Genomic DNA, 23,626 nt, shown 5'->3' with positions numbered 1-23,626 from the left:
CGTACGGACACCACCATGCAATTGATCTGGCTGCGCAGCGACTTGCGTCTACATGACAACACCGCCCTCTCGGCCGCCGCTTCCCGGGGGCCAAGCGTGGCGGTGTACCTGTTGAGCCCGGAACAATGGCGCGAGCATGACGACGCGCCGTGCAAAGTGGATTTCTGGCTGCGCAACCTCCGTGAACTGAGCCGTGCACTCGGCGAGTTGAACATTCCGCTGCTTATTCGCACGGCCTCTCGCTGGGATGAAGCGCCGAAGGTTCTGCTCGACCTGTGCCAGCAGTTGAAGATCGACGCGGTGCACGTCAACGAGGAGTACGGCATTCACGAAAGCCGTCGTGATGCGGCGGTGGCCGAAGCACTGAAAACCAAAGGCATCGACTTCTATAGCTACCTCGATCAGTTGCTGTTCAGCCCCGGCACCGTGCTGACCAAGACCGGCACGTATTTCCAGGTTTTCAGCCAGTTCCGCAAAGTCTGCTACGACCGTCTGCACCGTTCGTTGCCGAGTCTCGTCAGGGCGCCAGCGGTGCAATCGAAACTGAACATCGACAGCGATGAAATCCCTTCAGACATTGCAGGCTTCGACACGCCAAGCGACACCTTGCGCACGCTCTGGCCCGCCGGTGAAGCCGAAGCCCGACGCCGTCTGGACACCTTCGCCGATGCGCAGATCGACTACTACAAAAGTGAGCGTGACTTCCCGGCCAAACCCGGCACCAGTCAGCTCTCGGCCTACCTCGCGGCCGGCGTCATTTCCCCGCGCCAGTGCTTGCATGCCGCCCTGCAAAGCAATCAGGGCGAGTTCGAAAGCGGCAAAGTCGGCGCCGTCACCTGGATCAACGAATTGCTGTGGCGCGAGTTCTACAAACACATTCTGGTGGGCTACCCGCGCGTCTCCCGTCACCGCGCCTTCCGCCCGGAAACCGAAGCCCTGGCCTGGCGCGATGCCCCCGACGAACTGGCGGCCTGGCAAGAAGCGCGCACCGGTCTGCCGATCATCGACGCGGCGATGCGCCAACTGCTTGAAACCGGCTGGATGCACAACCGCTTGCGCATGGTGGTGGCGATGTTCCTCACCAAAAACCTGCTGATCGACTGGCGTGAAGGTGAACGTTTTTTCATGCGGCACCTGATCGATGGCGATCTCGCGGCGAATAACGGCGGCTGGCAGTGGAGTTCTTCCACCGGCACCGATTCGGCGCCCTACTTCCGGATTTTCAACCCGCTCAGCCAATCGGAAAAATTCGACAGCGAAGGCCTGTTCATCAAGCACTGGCTGCCGGAGCTGGCCGGGCTGAACAAGAAAGACGTGCACAACCCGGCGAACCTCGGCGGGCTGTTTGGCGTGGCAGGTTATCCGTCGCCAATCGTCAATCTAAGTACGAGTCGCGCGCGCGCGCTGGCGGCGTTCAAAAACCTGCCATCGCGACAAAATGCCGGAGGTGGCTATGAGTGATTTCCTGCGCCGCTTCGCCCGGCAGTTTGCCGAGCTGAACAAAGACAACCTGCAGCGCCTGAATGAGCTGTACGCCACCGACGTGCACTTCACCGATCCGCTGCACGAAGTACAGGGCATCGCGCATTTGCGCAGCTATTTCAGTGAGCTCTACGCCAACGTCAATGAACTGCGTTTCGATTTTTACGGCTTCGACCAGATCGGCGAAGGCGAAGGTTATCTGCGCTGGGTCATGAGTTACCGCCATCCGCGCCTTGCTGGCGGGCGCTTGATTCGGGTGGAGGGCTGCTCGCACCTGCTCTGGCGTGACAAGGTTTATCAGCACCGGGATTACTTCGATGCCGGGGCACTGCTTTACGAACATGTACCCGTATTGGGTCGGGCAATTGCCTGGCTGAAAAGGAGAATGGGATGAGTCTTACACCTCCACGACGATATTGGCTGACCGGGGCCAGCAGCGGCATTGGCGCCGCGCTGGCTGAGGAAATTCTGAAAACCGGCGCCCATCTGGCGGTCAGTTCACGCTCGCTGGCGCCGCTGAAAGTCTTGTCGCAACGCTATCCCGGTCAAGTGCTGGTGGTGGCCGGAGACCTGACCAACAGCCAGACCGTACGCGAAATCGGCGAGCAAATCGCACATGACTGGGGCTCGCTGGACACGGTGATTCTCAATGCCGGTACCTGCGAATACGTCGACGTTCAGCAGTTCGATTCGTCGCTCGTCGAGCACGTGGTGCGCACCAATCTGCTGGCCAGCAGTTACTGCATCGAAGCCGCTCTGCCGCTGTTGCGCAAAGGCCTCGCGCCGCATCTGGTGGGCGTCGCCAGTTCGGTGACTTACCTGCCGTTGCCACGGGCGGAGGCGTATGGCGCGTCGAAGGCCGGGCTGCGTTATCTGTTCGAATCGTTGCGCATTGACCTGGCGCCCGAAGGCATCGAAGTCACTGTGGTCAGCCCGGGGTTCGTCGAAACACCGCTGACCGCGAAGAACGATTTCCCGATGCCGCTCAGTTGGCCGGTGGGCAAAGCGGCGCGGCACATCTTCGCCAAACTGAAGCATCGGCCACTGGAGATCGCGTTCCCGGCGCTGTTCATGGCGGCGCTCTGGCCGCTGTCGAAAATGCCCAACCGGGTGAAGCTCGCCATCGGCAAACGCATGGTCCGCAGCAGTCCGCCGATCAAGGACGTGCCGTGAACATCGCCATCATCGGCAGCGGCATCTCGGGGCTGACCAGTGCTTACCTGCTGAATCGCCGCCACGAGATCACCCTGTTCGAGGCCGACGACCGGGTCGGCGGCCATACCCACACCGTGGACGTGAAGGTCGATGGCGAGCGTCATGCCGTGGACACCGGGTTCATCGTGTTCAACGACTGGACCTACCCGAATTTCATTCGCCTGCTGGGCCAGATCGGCGTGGGTTTCAAAGCGACCGAGATGAGTTTCTCGGTCACCGATCCGGACAGCGGCCTGGAGTACAACGGCAACAACCTCAACAGCCTGTTCGCCCAGCGCCGCAACCTGCTGTCGCCGGGGTTCTGGGGCATGCTGCGCGACATTGTGCGCTTCAACAAGCGCGCTCGACTCGACCTGTCCGAGGGCCGGATCGCGGCGCACACCACGCTCGATGAATACCTCAAGGCCGGCGGTTACGGCGAGCGGTTCATCCTGCATTACATCGTGCCGATGGGCGCGGCGATCTGGTCGATGCCGATGGCCGAAATGCTGAATTTTCCGCTGCAATTCTTTGTGCGGTTTTTCAAGAACCACGGTTTGCTGTCGGTCAACAATCGTCCGCAATGGCGTGTGATCGAAGGCGGTTCAAGTGCTTACATCGCACCGTTGACCGCAACCTTTAACCAGAAGATCCGCCTCAACTGTCCCGTGATGCGGGTCGAGCGCGATGCCGATGGCGTCGTGATCCACAGCAGCGCCGGCAGCGAACGCTTCGACAAAGTGGTGTTCGCCTGCCACAGCGATCAGGCGCTGAAACTGCTGGCCAAACCGAGCGATGCCGAACAGTCGATCCTCGGCGCCCTGCCCTACGCCGACAACGAAGTGGTGCTGCACACCGATACGCGCCTGCTGCCATCGCGCACACTCGCCCGGGCCAGCTGGAATTACCGCCTCGGTGGTGCCGGCCATACGCTGGCTGCGGTCACCTACGACATGAACATCCTGCAAGGCATCCAGAGCGATACCACGTTTTGCGTCAGCCTCAACCAGAGCGCCGGCATCAGCCCGGCCATGGTGCTCGGCCGATTCACCTACGCCCATCCGCAATACAGCCTGGCCGCAGTGGCGGCGCAGGAGCGTTGGGAAGAATTGAACGGCGCGCAACACAGCTTTTATTGCGGCGCCTACTGGGCCAACGGTTTCCATGAGGATGGTGTGGTCAGCGCGTTGCGCGTGGCCCGCTCGTTCGGGGAAGTGCTGTGAACAGCGCGCTCTACAGCGGCTGGATCGCCCATCGGCGGTTTGCCCCAAGGCGCCATGAATTCCGTTACCGGATCGGCCTGCTGTACCTCGATCTCGATGAACAGGACGCCGTACTCGGGTTATCGCCGCTGTCGGGCAACCGCCGTTTCTCGCCGTTTTCGTTTCGCGAAAGCGACTACCTCAAAGCCTTCACCGGCAACGGCATGCGCCTGATCGATGCGGTGCGTGAACAGGTCCGCCTGGCCATTGGTCATGCGCCACAAGGTTCGGTCTGCCTGCTGACCCAGCCTCGCAGTTGGGGCCTGGCGTTCAACCCGGTGAGCTTTTTTTATTGTTACGAAGCCGACGGCCAACTGGCGGCGATTCTTGCCGAAGTCACCAATACCCCGTGGCGCGAGCGTTATCACTACGTTCTGCCGGCCAGGACGCCGGAAGACCTGCGCGATTTCCATCAGCATTTCGCCGTGGCCAAGGCCTTTCATGTGTCGCCGTTTCTGCCACGCGATCTCGAACACCGCATGAGCTTCAGCCCTGTCGCGAAAAAACTCGGTGTGCACATGGCCGACTGGCAGGGCGACCTGAAGCTGTTCGACGCCACGCTCAACCTGAAACGCGAAGCCCTGGACCGCGCCAGCCTGCACCGATATTTGCGGCGTTTCCCATGGATGACCGCAAAAACCTGCCTGGCGATTTATTGGCAAGCCCTGCGCCTGCTGTTCAAACGCGCGCCGATATTTGCTCATCAAGCTGCCGACGGCAGCTTTCAAACCGCCACCGTTCCGCCCAAGGATCGCCGCCATGAAATCCTCTAGTGTCTCGGCCAAAGCCACTCTGTTCAGCACTAACGGCCTGACCGGGACGTTGCTGCGTCGCGGTGTGCTGCGGCAACTGGCGCACCTCAAGCACGGGCAACTGGTGGTCGTCGAGGACGGCGAACGGCAGGTCTTCGGCACCGCTGGCAGTCATTTGCTGGGGGAAATTCACATCCTCGACGCCGCTGCGTGGGGGCTGGTGGCGAGTAACGGTTCGATCGGCGCGGGCGAAGCGTTTATCCACGGTTACTGGAGTTCGCCGGACCTGACGGCGGTGGTTCGCGTGTTCGTCAGCAACCTTGACGTGCTGGATGCGCTGGAAGGCGGCCTGGCGAAACTCGGCCGGCCCTTCGTTCAAGGCCTGCACTGGCTCAACCGCAACACACGCAAGGGTTCGCAGAAAAACATCGCCGCTCACTACGACCTGGGCAACGACCTGTTCGAACAGTTTCTCGACCCGACCATGATGTATTCGGCCGCACAATTTCTGAGTCCCGAGGACAGTCTGGAACAGGCGCAGTTGAACAAACTGGAGCGGATCTGCCAGAAACTCGACCTCAAACCCAGCGATCACCTGCTGGAAATCGGCACCGGCTGGGGCAGCATGGCGCTCTACGCGGCGCAGAATTATGGCTGTAAAGTCACCACCACCACGCTGTCCAGGGAGCAGTACACGTTTACCGCGCAACGGATCGAAGCCCTCGGGCTGCAAGACCAGGTCACGTTGCTGCTCAAGGATTACCGCGACCTCACCGGGCAGTACGACAAACTGGTGTCGATCGAGATGATCGAAGCCGTGGGCCATCGCTTTCTGCCGACCTACTTCAAGCAGTGTGCGCACTTGCTCAAGAGCAATGGCTTGATGCTGTTGCAGGCGATCACCATCCGCGAGCAGCGCTACGAGCAGGCCAAGGGCAGTGTCGATTTCATTCAGCGCTACATCTTCCCCGGCGGCGCTCTGCCCTGCGTGCAGAAAATGCTCGAGATCGTCAGCCGCGACACCGACATGAACTTGCTGCACATGGAGGATTTCGGCCTGCACTACGCGCGAACCTTGCGCCTGTGGCATGAGAATTTTCGCCGCGCCCAAGGCCGCTTGAGCGAATTGGGCTACGACGATTATTTCCTGCGGCTGTGGGAGTTTTACCTGTGCTACTGCGAAGGTGGTTTCCTGGAGCGCACCATCGGCACCGCGCAGTTGTTGCTGGCCAAACCTTCGGCGATCACCGCGCCGCTGCTTGGCCGTTTCGATGCTTGAACGCCTGGCCAACGCCATGCTGTTCCAGCTCGGCTGGCTTGCCTGCGTGGTCGGCGGCAACAGTCTGTGGTTATTGGTGGCGTTGGGCGCTTTGGTGATTCACCTGCTGTGGATAAGTCGCTGGGCGGACGAAGGCCGGCTGATTCTCAGCGTGGTGCTGCTGGGCACGACCGTCGACAGTTCATTGCGCTGGCTGGGGGTGTTCGAGTTCAACGATGTCGCGCCGCTGATTCCACTATGGCTGATGCTGTTGTGGGCGTTGCTGGCCACGACGTTGCGCCATTGCCTGCAATGGACCGCAACGCCTTGGTGGCTGGGCAGCTTGCTGGGCGCTGTGGGTGGGCCGTTGTCGTATTACGCGGGAGGACAACTGGCCGGGGTGCAATTCCCTTACGGCCAATTACCGACACTGATCGGCATCGGATTACTCTGGGCGCTGCTGTTTCCCACGCTGCATTTCATGGCCCAGCGCCTGGCGTCGTCCGACACCCACGACTGAGCGTCCGTCCGGCCTTTCACACAGCACCGACCGACTGACTTACACTGCGTGCCATGAAAACCATTCCCCACACGCAAATCACCGAGCCTGCGGTCACATGCTCGACCTGCGCGGCCTGTTGCTGCCAGCTCGAAGTGATGCTGATCACCGACACGGGCGTGCCCGAACGTTTTATCGATACCGATGATTGGGGTGGGGAAGTCATGCTGCGCCTGGACGACGGCTGGTGCGCCGCACTGGATCGCAACACGATGATGTGCACCATCTACGAAAAACGCCCGCTGATCTGCCGGGAGTTCGAGATGGGCGCACCGGAGTGCATCGAAGAGCGCCAGGGGATTAGCACGGCGTATCGTTAGTTTAGAAATGTGTTGCCTGATCTGATGCCTTCGCGGGCAAGCCTCGCTCCTACAGGTTTTGCGGTATGTCGTAACGGTGAGTACGACATGAAACCTGTAGGAGCGAGGCTTGCCCGCGAAGCTTTTAGCGTTACAACGGCATCGTGTAGTGCAGCGCGTAACTTTCTGCACCATCGTTCGGGCTGCTGAGCGCCGCATTGGAATAGTGCGTCGCACGAATCCCGACTTCATGCCCGCCCGCAAAACGCAGACCAAACCCGAAACGGTCTTCGAACTGAAAGGCAGTGCCCAGTTTGTTTTCTTCAAGTTCGGTATGGGAGAACAACGCCACGCCAACCCCGAGTTCTACATAGGGCTTGACGTTCTGACCGGCAAACTCATAAACAAACACCGGCGAGAAAGACAGGCTGTGGTTGCTGGAAGTCTCGTCGCCTTCCCAATAGGTGTAGGCACCACTCCAGTAACCGGTCAAACGACCGACGTCACTTTGCAACCAGCTCTTGTCCCAATCGAATTGCATGCCCAATCGATAGGTCATGGTCGAATCGCTGGTCTGGCCGACCCCGAACTCCACGCCTGCCGCTTGTGCGGTGAAACTTTGCCCCATCAATGCGGCCGCAATCGCGGCCAAGCAGAATAGTCGCTTCATAGAAACATCCTTTTCCGTACGATTTCGTATGGTTTTTTTGTTGCTTACAGCAATAGAAGTCGACGCTTAATCAGAAGTTCACCCCAATTACCCGCTTCCCCGAACTACCTATTGAAGCTTTGCACAACGCCAGCGGTATTCCACAGTATCGGCAAGATATTTCTGAAATGTTCCGGTTCGGCACTCGTCCAGAATCGGGCTGCGCGAGCCGGACCTTCAGCGAGCAATTCACGCTCGGCCAACAGCCGCTGAAGTTGTCGCGCGACGGCGGCGCCGGTATCGATCAGGCTGATGTCCTCGGGGATCATCTGCTTAAGCAACGGCTTTAGGAAGGGGTAATGCGTGCAGCCGAGAATTATCGTGTCGCAGCCTGCGGCGAGCAGCGGCCCGACATAGCGGGCCAGCAACTCACGCAGGGCGGGACTGTGCAGATCGCCGTTTTCAATCAGCTCCACCAGCCCCGGGCACGGCTGAGTGATCACCCGCACATCGGTGGCGAAACGGTCGAGCAGCGCAGCGAACTTGGCGCTCTGCAAGGTGCCGGTGGTGGCGAGGACACCGACCACGCCACTGCGGGTCGCGGCGGCGGCCGGTTTGACCGCAGGCTCCATGCCGACGATGGGCCACTCGGGGAAGTCGCGCCGCAAATCGGCAACACCGGCCACCGTCGCCGTGTTGCAGGCCAGCACCAGGGCCTTGGCGCCTTGCTGCTGAAAAAATTCGGCCATCACGCTGCAACGATGACGAATGAATTCCGGGGTTTTCTCGCCGTAGGGAATATTGCCGCAATCGGCGACGTACAGCAGAGACTCATTGGGCAGCAAACGCTGGACCTCGGCCAGCACCGACAGCCCACCGACCCCGGAGTCGAACACGCCAATGGGCGCTTCACGCATGTTTCGGCCCGCAGACGCTGCAGCCCGGATCACGCTTGACGCGCAATTCACGGAAGCGCGAGCCCAAGGCATCGATCAACAACAGGCGCCCTACCAGCGGTTCGCCGAAACCGGCCAGCAGTTTCATCGCTTCCAGCGCCTGAAGGCTGCCGACCAATCCCACCAAAGGACCGACGACGCCCGCTTCACTGCACGTCAATTCAGCTTCGCTGCCGTGCCCGTATAAACAGTGGTAGCACGGACTGTCCGGACGACGCGGGTCGAACACCGACAATTGCCCTTCAAGACGAATCGCTGCGCCGCTGACCAACGGTTTACCGGCCGCCACGCACGCAGCGTTGACCGCCTCGCGGGTGGAAAAATTGTCGGAACAGTCGAGGACCAGGTCCACTGTGGCCACCACAGCGGCCAGGGAATCTTCGTCCAGCGCGGCACGATGGGCGAGCAGCTTGATCTCGGGGTTGATCGCGCTCAGGCGGCGGATCGCCGAATCGACCTTGGTCTGGCCGACGCTGTCGGTGTCGTGAATGATCTGGCGTTGCAGGTTGGTCAGGTCGACGGTGTCGAAGTCCGCCAGATGCAACTCACCGACGCCAGCGGCGGCGAGGTACAGCGCAACCGGCGAACCGAGACCGCCGAGACCGACGATCAACACGCGGCTTTCTTTCAATCGCAACTGGCCGTCGATGTCGACGTGCTGCAACAGAATCTGCCGACTGTAGCGCAACAATTCCTGATCATTCAGCACGGCAGGCGCCCCAGGCTGATCCGTTGGTGGCCGCCCAGATCGGTGCGGCTGTGGACTTCTTCAAAGCCGCGTGTCTGCAACAAATCGCGCACGGCTTCGGCTTGATCATAACCGTGTTCGAGCATCAGCCAGCCGCCCGCGTCCAGATAGTCCGGTGCCTGGGCGACGATCAAACGCAGATCGTCGAGCCCGTCGACGCCAGCCACCAAGGCACTGGCCGGTTCAAAGCGCACATCGCCTTCCACCAGATGCGGATCGGCGGATGCAATGTACGGCGGGTTGCTGATGATCAGTTGAAAACGCTGACCTTCCAGGGCGCTGAACCAATGACTGCTCAGCACGGTGGCGTTGTTCAGGTGCAAACGCTGACGATTGCGCTCGGCCAGGGCCACGGCTTCGAGTACACGATCCACAGCGGTGACGCTCCACGCACGACGCTCGCTGGCCAGGGCCAACGCAATGGCGCCGCTGCCGGTGCCGAGATCGAGGACCTTCGCGGGGGTGGCGGGCAACAATTCCAGCGCGGCTTCCACCAGCAATTCGGTGTCCGGGCGCGGGATCAAGGTGTGCGGCGCAACTTCCAGATCCAGCTTCCAGAAACCTTGCTGGCCCAGAATGTAAGCCACCGGCTCACCGCCACGACGGCGTTGTAGGTATTCGGCAAACTTCAGCGCGGCGTCGCTCGGAACGATGCGCTCCGGCCAGGTGTGCAGAAAACTGCGGGACTTGCCCAACGCCGCCGCCAGCAGCAATTCGGCATCCAGACGCGCCGTCGGCGAGTCGGGTAAATCAGCGGCGCGCAACAAACTGGCAATGATCGTCATTTAGTCACCTATCGCTGCCAATTGGTCGGCCTGGTACTCGGCCAGCAACGGTTCGATCACTGCATCGACACCGCCCGCGAGAATTTCGTCGAGGGAATACAGCGTCAGGTTGACCCGGTGGTCGGTGACCCGGCCCTGGGCAAAGTTGTAGGTACGGATGCGCTCGGAGCGATCACCCGAACCGACCAGCAACTTACGCTCGCTGGCGATGGCATTCGCTGCGGCGCTGGTCTGCTGATCATTGAGCTTGGCCGACAGCCAGGACATCGCCCGGGCGCGGTTCTTGTGCTGGGAACGTTCTTCCTGGCACTCGACGACGATACCGGACGGCAAGTGCGTGATGCGGATCGCCGAGTCTGTCTTGTTGACGTGCTGGCCACCGGCACCGGAAGAACGGTAGGTATCGACCCGCAAATCCGCCGGGTTGATTTCGATCGCTTCCTGCTCGTCCGGCTCGGGCAATACGGCCACGGTGCACGCCGAGGTGTGGATACGCCCCTGGGACTCAGTGGCCGGAACCCGTTGCACGCGGTGCGCGCCGGATTCGAATTTCAGCTTGCCGTAGACGTTGTCGCCTTCGACGCGGGCGATGACTTCTTTATAGCCGCCATGTTCGCCCTCGTTTTCCGAGAGGATTTCCACACGCCAGCCGCGACGCTCGGCGTAACGCGAATACATGCGGAACAGGTCGCCGGAGAAGATCGCCGCCTCGTCACCGCCAGTGCCGGCGCGGATTTCAAGGAACACGTTGCGCCCGTCGTTCGGGTCCTTGGGCAGCAGCATGCGTTGCAGGCTGGCTTCGATCTCGATCAATTGCTCTTTGGCTTCGCGGACTTCTTCCACGGCCATTTCACGCATGTCCGGGTCGTTGTCCTTGAGCAGTGCCTGGGCGCCTTCGAGGTCGCTCTGTACTTTTAGCAACTGTTTATAGGCGTCGACAATCGGCTCGACTTCCGCGTATTCCTTGGAATAGGCGCGGAATTTGGTCTGGTCGGAAATGACCTCGCCGTCGCCAAGCAAGGCGGTCAATTCCTCGAAACGGTCCTGGAGGATGTCCAGCTTATTGAGCAGTGACGCTTTCATTGCGGTTTTTTATCCGAAAAGCTATCCGATGAGCCCTCACCGAGGGCAAAGAGTTCCTGGGCCATGGCCAGTGCGTCGAGGCGACCTTCGGCTGAGAGCTTTTTCAACTGCACGCTCGGGGCGTGCAAGAGTTTGTTGGTCAAGCCACGTGCCAGTTGCACCAGCACGTCTTCGGCGCTGCTGCCGTTGGCCAGCATGCGTTGGGCCTTCTGCAATTCTTCGTCACGCAGGCGCTCGCTTTGTTGGCGATAGGCCTTGAGAACATCCACCGCTGCCAGTTCACGCAGACGGATCATGAAATCTTCGGCGCCGACCGAAACCATCTCTTCCGCCGCTTGCGCAGCGCCTTGACGGCTCTTGAGGTTTTCGGCGACCACTTCGTGGAGATCGTCGACGCTATAAAGGTAAACGTCGTCCAACTCGCCAACTTCAGGCTCGATATCGCGCGGTACGGCGATGTCCACCATGAAGATCGGCTTGTGCTTGCGCAGTTTCAAGGCACTTTCCACCGCGCCTTTACCGAGGATCGGCAACTGGCTGGCGGTGGAACTGATGACGATATCGCTGCGCACCAGTTCGGCCGGAATGTCCGAGAGCAACACGGCATGGGCGCCAAACTGCTCGGCCAGAATGCTTGCGCGTTCCAGGGTGCGGTTGGCGACGACGATGCGTTTTACCCCCAGCTCGTGCAGATGGCGGGCGACCAGGGTGATGGTCTCGCCGGCGCCGATCAGCAAGGCCTGGCTGCGTTGCAGGTCGCTGAAAATCTGTTTCGCCAGGCTGACCGCGGCAAACGCCACGGACACCGGGTTCTCGCCGATGGCGGTGTCGGTGCGCACTTGTTTGGCCGCATTGAACGTGGCCTGGAACAAACGCCCGAGCAGCGGACCGATGGTGCCGGCCTCGCGGGCCACGGCGTAGCAGGACTTCATCTGGCCGAGGATCTGCGGTTCGCCCAGCACCAGCGAATCGAGCCCGGAGGCGACCCGCATCATGTGACGAACTGCCGCATCATCTTCATGCACATAAGCGCTCGCGCGCAGCTCGTCGAGGCTCAGATGGTGATAATCGGCCAGCCAGCGCAGCACGACGTCCGCCGAAAGGTGATCCTGTTCTATATAGAGTTCACTGCGATTGCAGGTGGAGAGGATCGCAGCTTCGCGGCTGTCGGTGAGTCGGCAGAGCTGCTGCAAGGCCTCCACCAGCTGCTCAGGGGTAAAGGCCACGCGCTCGCGGACGTCTACTGAAGCAGTCTTGTGGTTAATACCGAGTGCAAGGAAGGCCATTCAAGGTCGCTGATGGTGACGTGAAGCCGGCAATTGTCCTACTTCGACAGATTCAGAACAACTACTCGATCTCTATTGGTCCGGTAGGTGGCGCCAGGGGTTGCGAGCGGTTCTCGTTTACACACACTTTGTCCCGCACACCGCCCTACTGTAGGAGCCGGCTTGCCGGCGATGGTCGTGAACGATGATGCATTTATTCTGGAAAGGACGCGGCGCCTGTCAGTCCATCGCCGGCAAGCCGGCTCCTACAGGGGTTGTCCGACACGTTCCGTACGTGCAAGGGTAAATTGCCCGGCCGGTTATGTTTGGCCGAAGGCTTGTGTCATGATGATCTGACCGCAGGTTAGTCGTCCTCTTCCTATATGAATAGATCTTCCGCGTTGCTCCTCGCTTTTGTCTTCCTCAGCGGCTGCCAAGCCTTGGCACCCGTTTCGTCGGACGGTACGCCGCCGGTCGAAGACAGCACTCCGGCCCCTGAAAAGCCCAAGGTCTACAGCTCATTCAGCGAAGAAACCATCTTCAGCCTGTTGAGCGCCGAACTGGCTGGCCAACGCAATCGTTTCGACATTGCGCTGGACAACTACGTGACCCAGGCCATCAACACCCAGGATCCGGGCATCTCCGAACGGGCGTTTCGCATCGCCGAGTACCTGGGCGCCGATCAGGCCGCCCTGGACACCGCGCTGATCTGGGCGAAAAACGCCCCGGACGACCTCGAGGCGCAACGGGCCGCCGCCGTGCAACTGGCTCGCGCCGGGCGTTATGACGACTCCATGGCTTATATGGAGAAAGTCCTTCAAGGCAAGGGCGACACGCATTTCGATTTCCTGGCCCTGTCCGCGGCCGATACCGATCAGGAAACCCGCAACGGTCTGATGAAAAGTTTTGACCGTTTGTTGCAGCGTCATCCCAACAACAGCCAGCTGATTTTCGGCAAGGCCTTGTTGATGCAACAGGATGGCGACAGCAAAGGCGCACTGACGCTGCTGGAAGACAACCCGCCGGACGACGGCGAAATAGCCCCGATTCTGCTGCGTGCACGCCTGCTGCAAACGCTCAATCGTGGTGATGAAGCGTTGCCGCTGCTGCAAAAAAGCATCAAGAAATACCCGGACGACAAACGCCTGCGCCTGACATATGCCCGCATGCTGGTCGAACAGGACCGGATGGACGACGCCAAAGCCGAGTTCTCAAGCCTGGTTCAGCAGTACCCCGAAGACGACGAATTGCGTTACTCCCTGGCGCTGGTGTGCCTGGAAGCCAAGGCCTGGAACGAGGCCAAGGGTTACCTGGAAGACCTGATCGCCCGTGAAAGCCACGTCGACTCGGCACACTTGAACCTCGGCCGTATCGCTGAAGAGCGCAACGATCCCCAGGGCGCCCTGATCGAATACGCCAAGGTCGGTCCGGGCAACGACTACCTGCCGGCACAGTTGCGTCAGGCCGATATCCTGATGAATAACGGCAAGACCGCCGAAGCGCAAAGCCGCCTGGCGGCCGAGCGTGACGAACAACCCGATTACGCGATTCAGCTGTATCTGATCGAAGCCGAAACCCTGTCTGCCAATAAACAGGGGGACAAGGCCTGGAATGTTCTGCACAAAGCCTTGCAGCAATACCCGGACGATCTGAATCTGCTGTACACCCGCGCCATGCAGGCGGAAAAACGCAATGACCTGGCGCAGATGGAAAAAGACCTGCGGCTGATCATCAAGCGCGACCCGGACAACGCCATGGCGCTGAACGCCCTTGGCTACACCTTGTCCGACCGCACGACGCGTTATGCCGAAGCGAAGGCCCTGATCGAACAGGCACACCAGATCAATCCGGAAGACCCGGCGGTACTCGACAGCCTCGGCTGGGTGAATTTCCGCATGGGCAATCTCGACGAAGCGGAAAAACTGCTGCGCAAGGCACTGGATCGCTTTCCCGACCAGGAAGTGGCCGCTCACCTCGGCGAAGTCCTGTGGGCCAATGGCAAACAACGCGAAGCCAAACAAATCTGGGGCAAGTTCCTCAAGGAACAACCCGACAGCCCAATCCTGCGCGGCACCATCAAGCGCCTGACCGGATCAGAGACTCTTTAAGAATATGTTTTTGCGCCACTTCATCGTTTTCAGTTTCATCGCCCTGCTCGCCGGTTGCGCGGGCTTCGGTGCCCGCGAATCGGTACAGGGTCAGGGTGACGCCGGCCTGTGGCGCGTTCACAAAGAACAACTGACCGGCCTCGACGGCTGGCAGATCAACGGCAAGATCGGCATTCGCGCGCCAAAAGACTCGGGCAGCGGCACGCTGTTCTGGTTGCAGCGCCAGGCGTATTACGACATTCGCCTTTCGGGGCCTCTGGGTCGCGGCGCCGCACGCCTGACCGGACACCCCGGAAAGGTCTCGCTGGAAGTCGCCAATCAGGGGCGCTATGAAGCGCCGACGCCGGAAGTGCTGCTCGAAGAACAGCTCGGCTGGAAGTTGCCGGTGTCCCACCTGGCGTGGTGGGTCCGCGGACTCCCGGCGCCGGACAGCAAGAGCCGCCTGACCCTGGACGCGGACAGTCGCCTGGCCAATCTGGAACAGGATGGCTGGCAAGTCGAATACCTGAGTTACGCCGAGCAAAACGGCTATTGGCTGCCCGAGCGGATCAAACTGCATGGCACCGACCTTGACGTCACGCTGGTGATCAAGGAATGGCAACCGCGCAAACTGGGGCAATGAACATGACGACCCCACGCTTGACGCTGCCCTCCCCGGCCAAACTCAATCTGATGCTGCACATCCTCGGTCGCCGTGAAGACGGTTACCACGAGTTGCAGACGATTTTTCAGTTTCTCGACTACGGCGATGAAATCACTTTCGCCGTGCGCGACGACGGTGTGATTCAACTGCACACCGAATTCGACGGCGTACCGCACGACAGCAATCTGATTGTTCGAGCGGCAAAAAAACTTCAGGAGCAATCCGGTTGTTCGCTCGGCATCGACATCTGGATCGAAAAAATCCTGCCCATGGGCGGCGGCATCGGTGGCGGCAGTTCAAATGCCGCGACGACTTTGCTCGGACTCAATCACCTCTGGCAATTGGGTTGGGATGAAGATCGACTGGCCGCACTGGGCCTGACGCTGGGCGCCGACGTCCCGGTTTTCGTGCGTGGCCACGCGGCTTTCGCCGAGGGTGTGGGAGAGAAACTCACCCCTGTAGACCCCGAAGAACCGTGGTATCTCGTGCTTGTGCCGCAAGTATCTGTAAGTACAGCAGAAATTTTTTCAGATCCGTTGTTGACACGTAACTCTTCTCCCATTAAAGTGCGCCCCGTTCCCAAGGGAAACAGTCGAAATGACTGCTTACCGGTGGTAGCAAGGCGTTATCCAGATGTACGTAACGCATTGAATTTGTTAGGTAATTTTACCGAAGCAAAACTCACCGGAACTGGAAGTTGTGTGTTTGGGGGCTTCCCAAGCAAAGCTGAAGCTGATAAAGTCTCGGCCCTTCTTACAGAGACCCTTACAGGGTTTGTAGCAAAAGGAAGCAACGTTTCGATGTTGCATCGCAAGCTGCAAAGTCTGCTCTAAAGGAACCGATTACTGGGTAATCGTTGCAACAGATACAGGGGCGTCGCCAAGCGGTAAGGCAGCAGGTTTTGATCCTGCCATGCGTTGGTTCGAATCCAGCCGCCCCTGCCATTTTCTATACTCATCCAGGTTACCCTCAGCCTCTAGGTACTGCGCGTGTCCAAGATGATGGTCTTTACGGGGAATGCTAACCCCGATCTGGCTCGGCGTGTCGTACGTCAGCTGCATATCCCTCTCGGTGACATCTCTGTCGGTAAGTTTTCCGACGGCGAAATCACAGCCGAGATCAATGAAAACGTCCGCGGTAAAGATGTCTTCATTATTCAGCCGACTTGCGCTCCGACCAACGATAACCTGATGGAACTGGTAGTGATGGCTGATGCCTTCCGCCGCTCCTCGGCTACTCGTATTACTGCTGTTATTCCTTACTTTGGTTATGCCCGTCAGGATCGCCGTCCGCGTTCCGCACGTGTGGCTATCAGCGCGAAAGTCGTCGCTGACATGCTTACCGTAGTCGGCATCGACCGTGTTCTCACGGTTGATCTGCATGCTGACCAAATCCAGGGTTTCTTCGATATTCCGGTAGATAACATCTACGGCTCCCCCGTTCTGGTGGATGACATTGAAGATCAGCGCTTCGAAAACCTGATGATCGTGTCCCCGGACATTGGCGGCGTCGTGCGTGCACGTGCTGTTGCCAAATCCTTGGGCGTGGATCTCGGGATCATCGACAAACGCCGTGAGAAAGCCAATCACTCTGAAGTGATGCATATCATCGGTGATGTCGAAGGGCGTACCTGTATTCTGGTCGATGACATGGTCGATACCGCCGGCACTCTGTGCCACGCGGCAAAGGCTTTGAAAGAGCATGGCGCTGCCAAGGTTTTCGCCTACTGCACACACCCTGTGCTGTCCGGTCGGGCGATCGAAAACATTGAAAATTCCATGCTGGACGAACTGGTGGTGACTAACACCATCCCGTTGTCCGCTGCTGCTCAAGCCTGCTCGCGTATCCGTCAACTGGATATCGCGCCGGTTGTTGCCGAAGCGGTCCGCCGCATCAGCAATGAAGAATCGATCAGCGCGATGTTCCGTTAAGGGCCCTGCCCTTCTCGAACCGCTCGTTGACGAAAAGCGCCCCGCCCCGGCATTCCTGTCGGGGCGGGGCTTTTTTGCCCATATCGCCTTTAGCGCTGGTCGCAAACGCTGGGGCGAATGTGGTTATTTTGGAGATACAACATGAACGATTTTACTCTGAATGCTGAAGTGCGTTCCGACCTGGGGAAAGGTGCGAGCCGCCGCCTGCGTCGTCTCGCAAGCCTGGTACCAGCTGTAGTTTACGGTGGCGAAAAAGCCCCTGAATCCATCAGCATGCTGGCTAAAGAAGTTGCCAAACTGCTCGAAAACGAAGCGGCTTACAGCCACATCATCGAGCTGAACGTTGGCGGCACCAAGCAAAACGTAATCATCAAAGCTCTGCAACGTCACCCGGCCAAAGGCCACGTGCTGCACGCTGACTTCGTACGCGTAGTTGCCGGCCAAAAGCTGACCGCTATCGTTCCAGTGCACTTCATCAACGAAGAAGCACCAGTGAAGAAAGGCGGCGAGATTTCGCACGTTGTTGCTGAAATCGAAGTGACCTGCCTGCCAAAAGACCTGCCTGAATTCATCGAAGTCGACCTGGCTAACGCCGAAATCGGTTCGATCATTCACCTGTCCGACCTCAAAGCCCCTAAAGGCGTTGAGTTTGTTGCTCTGGCACACGGCGATGACAAGGCTGTTGCCAACGTCCACGCTCCACGTGTTGCTCCAGAAGCTGCTGAAGGCGCTGCAGAGTAATTCACTCTGTGATGCCGGAGTGACCCGGTAACATCGCGGACTGGAACGTAGCGAGAAAGCGGGCGAGAACGCGGAGTTTACATAATGGTAAATGAGCACTTGTCGTCCACTTTCGCCGCACACCCGGATTGCGGCGATGTTATCCACCACTCCAAAGAAGGGCCCCTATCGTGACTGCCATCAAACTGATCGTTGGCCTGGGAAATCCAGGCGCTGAATACGAACAGACCCGGCATAACGCAGGGGCCCTTTTTGTTGAGCGCATCGCGAACGCACAAGGCGTCAACCTTGTAGCGGACCGCAAATATTTCGGCCTGACCGGGCGCTATTCGCATCAGGGTCAGGATGTTCGTCTGCTGATTCCCACCACGTACATGAACCGCAGCGGCCAGGCCGTGGCGGCACTCGCCGGATTCTTCCGCATCAAGCCTGAAGAAATCCTCGTGGCGCATGACGAACTCGACCTGCCACCGGGCGTTGCCAAACTCAAACAGGGCGGCGGCCATGGCGGTCACAACGGGTTGCGCGACATCATCGCGCAACTGGGCAATCAGAATACCTTCTACCGCTTGCGGCTTGGCATTGGCCATCCGGGCGTAGCCAGTATGGTTTCAAATTTCGTCCTGGGTCGTGCGCCACGCGCCGAACAGGAAAAACTCGATGCCAGCATCGACTTTGCCCTCGGCGTGCTGCCGGATATCCTCGCCGGGGAATGGAACCGCGCGATGAAAAACCTGCACAGCCAGAAGGCCTGACTCTACTCCTCGGGGAAAACACCATGGGATTCAATTGCGGCATCGTCGGCCTGCCTAACGTCGGTAAGTCCACCCTGTTCAACGCCCTGACCAAATCCGGGATCGCGGCCGAGAACTTCCCCTTCTGCACCATCGAACCGAACACCGGTATCGTGCCGATGCCGGATCCGCGCCTGGACGCCCTGGCGGCCATCGTCAATCCAAAGCGCATCCTGCCGACTACCATGGAATTCGTCGACATCGCGGGCCTCGTTGCCGGCGCCTCGAAAGGTGAAGGCCTGGGCAACAAATTCCTCGCCAACATCCGTGAGACCGATGCCATCGCTCACGTGGTCCGCTGCTTCGAAGACGAGAACGTGATTCACGTCTCCAACAGCGTCGACCCGAAACGCGACATCGAGATCATCGACCTGGAACTGATCTTCGCCGACCTCGACAGCTGCGAGAAGCAACTGCAGAAAGTCGCCCGCAACGCCAAGGGTGGTGACAAGGACGCCGTGGTCCAGAAAGGCCTGCTGGAGCAATTGATCGCTCACTTCACTCTCGGCAAGCCTGCTCGTACCCTGATGAAGAACATGGCCGCCGACGACAAAGCGGTGATCCGTGGCTTCCACCTGCTGACTACCAAGCCGGTCATGTACATCGCCAACGTCGCTGAAGACGGTTTCGAGAACAACCCGCTGCTGGACATCGTCAAAGCCATCGCCGAAGAAGAAGGCGCCATGGTGGTTCCGGTCTGCAACAAGATCGAAGCCGAAATCGCCGAACTGGAAGACGGCGAAGAGAAAGACATGTTCCTCGAAGCCCTGGGCCTCGAAGAGCCTGGCCTGAACCGCGTGATCCGCGCCGGCTACGAAATGCTGCACCTGCAGACCTACTTCACCGCCGGTGTCGAAGAAGTCCGCGCCTGGACTGTCCGCGTTGGTGCCACCGCACCGCAAGCCGCTGGCGTGATCCACACCGACTTCGAAAAAGGCTTCATCCGCGCCGAAGTCATCGCCTACGACGACTTCATCCAGTACAAAGGCGAAGCCGGCACCAAAGAAGCCGGTAAATGGCGTCTGGAAGGCAAGGATTACATCGTGAAAGACGGCGACGTGATGCACTTCCGCTTCAACGTGTAAGGCACCCGCTGAATAAAAAAGCCGCGTTTGATACGCGGCTTTTTTGTACCTGAAATCCGGGCAACACCCAATCCTGTAGGAGCGTGGCTTGCCCGCGAAGAACGATAACGCGGTTTACCTGAATCACCGCGTCATCGTTCTTCGCGGGCAAGCCACGCTCCTACAGTTCAGTGGTGTTCAGGCCTTTTTGGTTCTTGGCAGGAAGATCGCCAACACACCCAACAACGGCAGGAAAGAGCACAGGAAGTACACGTATTCGATGCCGTGCACGTCCGCCAGATGCCCCAGCAACGCCGCGCCAATCCCGCCGAAACCGAACATCAGCCCGAAGAACACCCCGGCAATCATCCCGACATTACCCGGAACCAATTCCTGTGCATAAACCACAATGGCCGAGAATGCCGAGGCCAGGATGAAGCCAATCACCACGCTCAGAATGCTGGTCCAGAACAAATCAACATGCGGCAGGATCAGGGTGAACGGCGCAACCCCAAGGATCGAAAACCAGATCACCGCCTTACGCCCGATCTTGTCGCCAATCGGCCCGCCGAAGAACGTCCCCGCCGCCACCGCCCCCAGAAACAGGAACAAATGCAGCTGCGAACTGGCCACCGAGAGGTCGAACTTCTCGATCAGGTAGAAGGTGAAGTAACTGGTCAGACTGGCCATGTAGAAATACTTGGAGAACACCAGCAGCCCCAGCACCACCAGCGCACTGGTGACCCTGCCCTTCGACAAGCCATGAGTGGCCGCCTGACCTTGCTTGAGCTTGAACAGGTTCAAGTGATTGGCGTACCAACGGCTGATCCGGTAGAGCACGAACAGCGCAAACAACGCGAACAAGCCGAACCACGCCACATGGCCCTGGCCGAACGGAATGATGATCGCCGCCGCCAGCAATGGACCGAAGGCCGAACCCGCGTTACCGCCCACCTGGAACGTCGATTGCGCCAGACCGAAGCGCCCGCCCGAAGCCAGTCGAGCCACACGGGAAGCTTCCGGGTGAAAGGTCGAGGAACCAATGCCGATCAGCCCTGCCGCCAGCAGGATCATCGGAAAGCTGCCGACCACCGACATCATCAAAATACCAATCAACGTACACACCGTACCGGCCGGAAGCAGCCAGGGTTTGGGATGACGATCGGTGTGGTAACCAACCCACGGTTGCAACAGCGAGGCCGTCAGTTGAAAGGTCAGGGTGATCAGGCCGACCTGGGTGAAGGTCAGGCCGTAGTTGGCCTTGAGCATCGGGTAGATCGACGGCAGCACCGACTGAATCAGGTCGTTGATCAAATGCGCCAGCGCCACGGCGCCGATGATGCGCATGACCAGAGGGCTGCTTTGTGACGTCGCGGATGCCGGCGTCGCGCCGGTCTGGGCATTGCTGATAGCCATGGGAGTTTCCGTACAACAGATGGGTGCACACGGGCAGGTGCGTCAATGTGCCATTTTTCAGTGCAGCAGCGCCATCCCCTTAGCCAGCTAACGAACTAAAATCCCAAGTAATAGCGCAACGCCATGGTCTGAATCTTGCCTTGTTAATCCCCTTCAACGCGGCGCCCTTACAAAGGGTGCCGAGAATGGGAAGTTTCGCTACAGAGTCAGCCTACAGAGCTGACGAGGGTGAACTTTCGAGGCCTTTAAAAAGGGCACAAGTCGCGGTCGCAACGACCTCGACGCACGCGATTAGTGCGTGGTGTCCAGAGGAGTCATGGGGCATGCAGGCTTTTTTATCTCCGGGGATCGGGTTGCTGGGGCGTTTCGGCTTCGCCCGTAAATTTCAGTTGTTGTTTCTGCTGTTTATCCTGCCACTGGCGGGTAGCCTGCTGATGATCGGCCAGGACTATCGCGCCAAACTGAACCTGATTTCCGGCGAGCGTGCCGGGGTCCGGCAGTTGCTCGCACTGGATGCGCTGGATAACCTGCTCGCCGCCCAGCGTGACCGCGCCGCGCGCTGGCGTGCCACCGAGACCAATCGCCAACCGACACCGGCCACCCTCGCCGCGATGGCGGCGTTCGATGCCGTTCAGCCGGCGGTCGCGCAAGCCACCACGGACCTTGGCAACGCGTTGCAAACCGAAGGCGCCGAGGGCGAAACCCTCACTCGCTACCAAGCGCTGCAAACCGCGCTCAACGGCCTCGATTCGAAAAGCCTGAGCAGCGTCGGCTGGTGGCCGGACGGTTACGACCGTTTCACCAACGCCTTGAGTGCTCTGCAGGCCCTGCGCGAGCAGATCGCCATGGACAATCGCCTGACCCTCGCGCCGTGGCTGGAAACCTACCTGCTGACGCAGATCTCGACGCAACACGCGCCGGACCTGATCGAGCGCGTCGGCCGTCTGGCCAGCGTCGGCCAGGCGTCGGTGGTGTCCGGGCAATTCACCCTGCAAAGCCGCCTGCAATTGCGCGACCTGCGCAGCCGCATCGGCGACGCCCGTGAGCAGCTTGTCAAAACCGCAGGCCTGCTGGAAGCGCGCCTGCCCAGTGCCTTGCAGACGTGGGCCGGGCAGTACCATGACAACCTCAAACACCTCGACGCCGAGCTGAAAGTCCTCGATGACGGCGTGTTTGGCGGCAGCATCAAACTCAAACCCGAGGAGTTCGAACGCAGCCTGGACAGTCTGCTCACCGACCTCGCTTCGCTGCGTCAGCAGTCGTTGGTCTCGCTGGATCAGCGTCTGGATTACTACCATGGCTCGGCGATCCGCCAGTTCATTCTGGTGGCCGTGATCTTTGGCTGCCTGCTGCTGGCCGCGCTGTACCTGTTCATCTGCTTGCAGGCCTCGATTCGCCGCAGCGCCAGCGGCATCACGCTGCTGGCCGAAGCCCTGCGCGACGGCAATCTGAGCCTGCAAGTACCGGTTGAAGGCCGCGACGAACTGGCAGCGATCAGCACCGCGCTCAACGTTGCGGTGGTGCAACTGCGCAACAGTCTGTTGGGGGTCGATCACGAAACCTTGCAGCTGAGTAACGCGGTGCGCACGCTCAATCACCATTCCAGTGGCGCCTTGGGCGAGGTAGAGGCGCAGCAATTGCAGATCAGCCAGATCGCGGCAGCGGCAACGCAATTGGCCGCCACCTCCCAAGGGGTTGCCCAGAGTTGCGAACAGGCCTCTGGCAGCGCTCAGCATACCCAGCGCATCGCCGCCGACAGCAGCCGTGACAGCCAGCGCACAACGGCGAGCATCCAGCAGCTCAACCAGCGTTTGAACGACACGGCGGCTGCACTCGGACGGGTCAGCGAACAAGGGCAGCAGATTCAGTTGGTTGTGGACACCATTCGCGGCGTCGCCGAGCAGACCAACCTGTTGGCGCTCAACGCAGCGATCGAAGCCGCTCGCGCCGGTGAACAGGGCCGTGGTTTTGCGGTGGTGGCCGATGAAGTGCGCAGCCTGTCGCAACGCACCCAATCGTCGACCGCGCAGATTGCCGGCACCGTCGACAGTTTGCGTAACACAGTGAATGAAGCCGTGAGCCTGATGGAAGCCGCCTGTGGCCAGGCACAATCCGATGCACAAGCGGTCACTGGCCTCGGCGAAAGACTGGGGGAAATCGCCAGCGCCGTGCAGAGTGTCACCGATACATTGGCGCAAATTGCCACGGCGGTCGACGAGCAAGCGACCACCGCCGACGAAGTCAGCGGCAACATCCAGCAGGTCGATCAGGCGGCTGTCCGCTTGCTCGAAGGTGCGCGGGCAGTGAACCTGGCGGCGGACACCTTGAGCCAGGGCAGCAAGGCCCTGAGTGCCAATACCGGGAGATTCCAGCTCGGTTGACGCCCTCCTCCGGTCCGTTTTTTCGGCTCAGGTGGATAAGCGGTTGAAAGCGTAGAGAAATATTTTAGATTTACGCTTGACGCATCTGCATTACCGGTGAATAATGCGCGCCACTTGGCTACATAGCTCAGTTGGTTAGAGCATAGCATTCATAATGCTGGGGTCCGGGGTTCAAGTCCCTGTGTAGCCACCAAGTACTAAAAACGGCTTACCGAAAGGTAGGCCGTTTTTTTATGCCCGGAGAAAAGTGCACGAA

At 59.7% G+C, this 23,626-nt stretch carries 23 protein-coding genes and 2 tRNA genes; 18 read left to right on the top strand and 7 right to left on the bottom strand.

All coding sequences use genetic code 11. From position 1 onward, the window contains the following. The first annotated feature begins 15 nt into the window (after nt 1-15). The 8 genes from phrB to ACYZUC_RS25125 are packed head-to-tail and all read left to right on the top strand — an operon-like array spanning nt 16 to nt 6,827. Complete coding sequence (phrB, locus tag ACYZUC_RS25160) at nt 16-1,461, top strand: deoxyribodipyrimidine photo-lyase (protein ID WP_461996759.1); 1,446 nt, start codon at nt 16-18, stop codon at nt 1,459-1,461. Further along, the gene (locus tag ACYZUC_RS25155; protein WP_461991086.1) at nt 1,454-1,876 is read left to right on the top strand and encodes a nuclear transport factor 2 family protein; all 423 of its coding nucleotides are present in this window, start codon (nt 1,454-1,456) and stop codon (nt 1,874-1,876) included. The genes phrB and ACYZUC_RS25155 overlap by 8 nt, the downstream gene beginning before the upstream one ends. Continuing rightward, entirely contained in the window at nt 1,873-2,655 is a 783-nt protein-coding gene (locus ACYZUC_RS25150) for an SDR family NAD(P)-dependent oxidoreductase (protein WP_461991084.1), read from the top strand. The genes ACYZUC_RS25155 and ACYZUC_RS25150 overlap by 4 nt, the downstream gene beginning before the upstream one ends. Continuing rightward, on the top strand, nt 2,652-3,899 hold the full coding sequence (locus tag ACYZUC_RS25145; RefSeq protein ID WP_461991082.1) for an NAD(P)/FAD-dependent oxidoreductase: 1,248 nt from the start codon (nt 2,652-2,654) through the stop codon (nt 3,897-3,899). The genes ACYZUC_RS25150 and ACYZUC_RS25145 overlap by 4 nt, the downstream gene beginning before the upstream one ends. Then, nucleotides 3,896-4,711, top strand: a complete 816-nt coding sequence (locus ACYZUC_RS25140) for a DUF1365 domain-containing protein (RefSeq protein ID WP_461991080.1) — start codon at nt 3,896-3,898, stop codon at nt 4,709-4,711. The genes ACYZUC_RS25145 and ACYZUC_RS25140 overlap by 4 nt, the downstream gene beginning before the upstream one ends. Next, the gene (locus tag ACYZUC_RS25135; RefSeq protein WP_461991078.1) at nt 4,698-5,969 is read left to right on the top strand and encodes a class I SAM-dependent methyltransferase; all 1,272 of its coding nucleotides are present in this window, start codon (nt 4,698-4,700) and stop codon (nt 5,967-5,969) included. The genes ACYZUC_RS25140 and ACYZUC_RS25135 overlap by 14 nt, the downstream gene beginning before the upstream one ends. After that, on the top strand, nt 5,962-6,468 hold the full coding sequence (locus ACYZUC_RS25130) for a DUF2878 domain-containing protein (protein ID WP_461991076.1): 507 nt from the start codon (nt 5,962-5,964) through the stop codon (nt 6,466-6,468). Before ACYZUC_RS25135 ends, ACYZUC_RS25130 begins: the two co-directional genes overlap by 8 nt. Nucleotides 6,469-6,521: 53 nt before the next feature. Continuing rightward, nucleotides 6,522-6,827, top strand: a complete 306-nt coding sequence (locus ACYZUC_RS25125; protein WP_008025864.1) for a YkgJ family cysteine cluster protein — start codon at nt 6,522-6,524, stop codon at nt 6,825-6,827. Between the two features lie 130 nt (nt 6,828-6,957). Here ACYZUC_RS25125 and ACYZUC_RS25120 read toward each other — a convergent pair whose 3' ends face one another. The 6 genes from ACYZUC_RS25120 to hemA form a co-directional block, all read right to left on the bottom strand. After that, a complete protein-coding gene (locus ACYZUC_RS25120; RefSeq protein ID WP_461991074.1) occupies nt 6,958-7,476 on the bottom strand; it encodes an acyloxyacyl hydrolase in 519 nt (172 codons plus the stop codon). 104 nt (nt 7,477-7,580) lie between these two features. Beyond that, complete coding sequence (gene murI, locus ACYZUC_RS25115; protein WP_461991072.1) at nt 7,581-8,372, bottom strand: glutamate racemase; 792 nt, start codon at nt 8,370-8,372, stop codon at nt 7,581-7,583. Beyond that, the gene (locus ACYZUC_RS25110) at nt 8,365-9,120 is read right to left on the bottom strand and encodes a molybdopterin-synthase adenylyltransferase MoeB (protein ID WP_461991070.1); all 756 of its coding nucleotides are present in this window, start codon (nt 9,118-9,120) and stop codon (nt 8,365-8,367) included. The genes murI and ACYZUC_RS25110 overlap by 8 nt, the downstream gene beginning before the upstream one ends. Continuing rightward, nucleotides 9,114-9,944, bottom strand: a complete 831-nt coding sequence (gene prmC / locus ACYZUC_RS25105; protein WP_461991068.1) for a peptide chain release factor N(5)-glutamine methyltransferase — start codon at nt 9,942-9,944, stop codon at nt 9,114-9,116. The genes ACYZUC_RS25110 and prmC overlap by 7 nt, the downstream gene beginning before the upstream one ends. Next, entirely contained in the window at nt 9,945-11,027 is a 1,083-nt protein-coding gene (gene prfA, locus ACYZUC_RS25100) for a peptide chain release factor 1 (protein ID WP_461991066.1), read from the bottom strand. Next, nucleotides 11,024-12,313, bottom strand: coding sequence for a glutamyl-tRNA reductase (hemA, locus tag ACYZUC_RS25095; protein ID WP_223415250.1), 1,290 nt, complete (start codon nt 12,311-12,313; stop codon nt 11,024-11,026). Before hemA ends, prfA begins: the two co-directional genes overlap by 4 nt. 362 nt (nt 12,314-12,675) lie before the next feature. Here hemA and ACYZUC_RS25090 point away from each other — a divergent pair, with 362 nt between their 5' ends. The 8 genes from ACYZUC_RS25090 to ychF all read left to right on the top strand — a co-directional run bounded on the left by ACYZUC_RS25090 (nt 12,676) and on the right by ychF (nt 19,594). Next, nucleotides 12,676-14,400, top strand: coding sequence for a tetratricopeptide repeat protein (locus ACYZUC_RS25090; protein ID WP_461991064.1), 1,725 nt, complete (start codon nt 12,676-12,678; stop codon nt 14,398-14,400). A 4-nt stretch (nt 14,401-14,404) separates the two neighbouring features. Then, nucleotides 14,405-15,022 (top strand): lipoprotein insertase outer membrane protein LolB, encoded by a 618-nt coding sequence (lolB, locus tag ACYZUC_RS25085; protein ID WP_461991062.1) that lies wholly within the window; start codon nt 14,405-14,407, stop codon nt 15,020-15,022. Nucleotides 15,023-15,024: 2 nt separating this feature from the next. After that, nucleotides 15,025-15,876 (top strand): 4-(cytidine 5'-diphospho)-2-C-methyl-D-erythritol kinase, encoded by an 852-nt coding sequence (ispE, locus tag ACYZUC_RS25080; protein ID WP_032828609.1) that lies wholly within the window; start codon nt 15,025-15,027, stop codon nt 15,874-15,876. Nucleotides 15,877-15,912: 36 nt separating this feature from the next. Continuing rightward, nucleotides 15,913-15,987 (top strand) — tRNA-Gln (locus ACYZUC_RS25075). Between the two features lie 45 nt (nt 15,988-16,032). Continuing rightward, nucleotides 16,033-16,974: a ribose-phosphate pyrophosphokinase gene (locus ACYZUC_RS25070; RefSeq protein WP_003208392.1), complete on the top strand. Its 942-nt coding sequence runs from the start codon at nt 16,033-16,035 to the stop codon at nt 16,972-16,974. A gap of 141 nt (nt 16,975-17,115) precedes the next feature. Continuing rightward, nucleotides 17,116-17,715, top strand: coding sequence for a 50S ribosomal protein L25/general stress protein Ctc (locus ACYZUC_RS25065; RefSeq protein WP_461991060.1), 600 nt, complete (start codon nt 17,116-17,118; stop codon nt 17,713-17,715). Between the two features lie 170 nt (nt 17,716-17,885). Further along, a complete protein-coding gene (gene pth / locus ACYZUC_RS25060; RefSeq protein ID WP_008037207.1) occupies nt 17,886-18,470 on the top strand; it encodes an aminoacyl-tRNA hydrolase in 585 nt (194 codons plus the stop codon). 23 nt (nt 18,471-18,493) lie between these two features. After that, on the top strand, nt 18,494-19,594 hold the full coding sequence (gene ychF, locus ACYZUC_RS25055; protein ID WP_461991057.1) for a redox-regulated ATPase YchF: 1,101 nt from the start codon (nt 18,494-18,496) through the stop codon (nt 19,592-19,594). 177 nt (nt 19,595-19,771) lie between these two features. Here ychF and ACYZUC_RS25050 read toward each other — a convergent pair whose 3' ends face one another. Next, nucleotides 19,772-20,989 carry an MFS transporter gene (locus tag ACYZUC_RS25050; RefSeq protein ID WP_008037203.1) on the bottom strand — a complete coding sequence of 406 codons (1,218 nt, stop codon included), beginning with the start codon at nt 20,987-20,989 and terminating at the stop codon, nt 19,772-19,774. A gap of 185 nt (nt 20,990-21,174) precedes the next feature. Here ACYZUC_RS25050 and ACYZUC_RS25045 point away from each other — a divergent pair, with 185 nt between their 5' ends. Beyond that, nucleotides 21,175-23,370, top strand: a complete 2,196-nt coding sequence (locus ACYZUC_RS25045) for a methyl-accepting chemotaxis protein (RefSeq protein ID WP_461991055.1) — start codon at nt 21,175-21,177, stop codon at nt 23,368-23,370. Between the two features lie 116 nt (nt 23,371-23,486). Beyond that, nucleotides 23,487-23,563: transfer RNA gene (locus tag ACYZUC_RS25040), tRNA-Met, on the top strand. The last annotated feature ends 63 nt before the right edge of the window (nt 23,564-23,626 follow it).

Source organism: Pseudomonas sp. GT1P32 (genome assembly GCF_054897805.1).
This window is presented reverse-complemented; position numbering and strand designations above follow the sequence as displayed.

What these genes read in the sequence shown, in the direction of transcription:
- phrB (WP_461996759.1), top strand. Translation starts at nt 16, where the DNA reads ATGCAATTGATCTGGCTGCGCAGCGACTTGCGTCTACATGACAACACC.
- ACYZUC_RS25155 (WP_461991086.1), top strand. Translation starts at nt 1,454, where the DNA reads ATGAGTGATTTCCTGCGCCGCTTCGCCCGGCAGTTTGCCGAGCTGAAC.
- ACYZUC_RS25150 (WP_461991084.1), top strand. Translation starts at nt 1,873, where the DNA reads ATGAGTCTTACACCTCCACGACGATATTGGCTGACCGGGGCCAGCAGC.
- ACYZUC_RS25135 (WP_461991078.1), top strand. Translation starts at nt 4,698, where the DNA reads ATGAAATCCTCTAGTGTCTCGGCCAAAGCCACTCTGTTCAGCACTAAC.
- ACYZUC_RS25130 (WP_461991076.1), top strand. Translation starts at nt 5,962, where the DNA reads ATGCTTGAACGCCTGGCCAACGCCATGCTGTTCCAGCTCGGCTGGCTT.
- ACYZUC_RS25125 (WP_008025864.1), top strand. Translation starts at nt 6,522, where the DNA reads ATGAAAACCATTCCCCACACGCAAATCACCGAGCCTGCGGTCACATGC.
- ACYZUC_RS25120 (WP_461991074.1), bottom strand. Translation starts at nt 7,476, where the DNA reads ATGAAGCGACTATTCTGCTTGGCCGCGATTGCGGCCGCATTGATGGGG.
- murI (WP_461991072.1), bottom strand. Translation starts at nt 8,372, where the DNA reads ATGCGTGAAGCGCCCATTGGCGTGTTCGACTCCGGGGTCGGTGGGCTG.
- prmC (WP_461991068.1), bottom strand. Translation starts at nt 9,944, where the DNA reads ATGACGATCATTGCCAGTTTGTTGCGCGCCGCTGATTTACCCGACTCG.
- prfA (WP_461991066.1), bottom strand. Translation starts at nt 11,027, where the DNA reads ATGAAAGCGTCACTGCTCAATAAGCTGGACATCCTCCAGGACCGTTTC.
- hemA (WP_223415250.1), bottom strand. Translation starts at nt 12,313, where the DNA reads ATGGCCTTCCTTGCACTCGGTATTAACCACAAGACTGCTTCAGTAGAC.
- ACYZUC_RS25090 (WP_461991064.1), top strand. Translation starts at nt 12,676, where the DNA reads ATGAATAGATCTTCCGCGTTGCTCCTCGCTTTTGTCTTCCTCAGCGGC.
- lolB (WP_461991062.1), top strand. Translation starts at nt 14,405, where the DNA reads ATGTTTTTGCGCCACTTCATCGTTTTCAGTTTCATCGCCCTGCTCGCC.
- ispE (WP_032828609.1), top strand. Translation starts at nt 15,025, where the DNA reads ATGACGACCCCACGCTTGACGCTGCCCTCCCCGGCCAAACTCAATCTG.
- ACYZUC_RS25065 (WP_461991060.1), top strand. Translation starts at nt 17,116, where the DNA reads ATGAACGATTTTACTCTGAATGCTGAAGTGCGTTCCGACCTGGGGAAA.
- ychF (WP_461991057.1), top strand. Translation starts at nt 18,494, where the DNA reads ATGGGATTCAATTGCGGCATCGTCGGCCTGCCTAACGTCGGTAAGTCC.
- ACYZUC_RS25050 (WP_008037203.1), bottom strand. Translation starts at nt 20,989, where the DNA reads ATGGCTATCAGCAATGCCCAGACCGGCGCGACGCCGGCATCCGCGACG.
- ACYZUC_RS25045 (WP_461991055.1), top strand. Translation starts at nt 21,175, where the DNA reads ATGGGAAGTTTCGCTACAGAGTCAGCCTACAGAGCTGACGAGGGTGAA.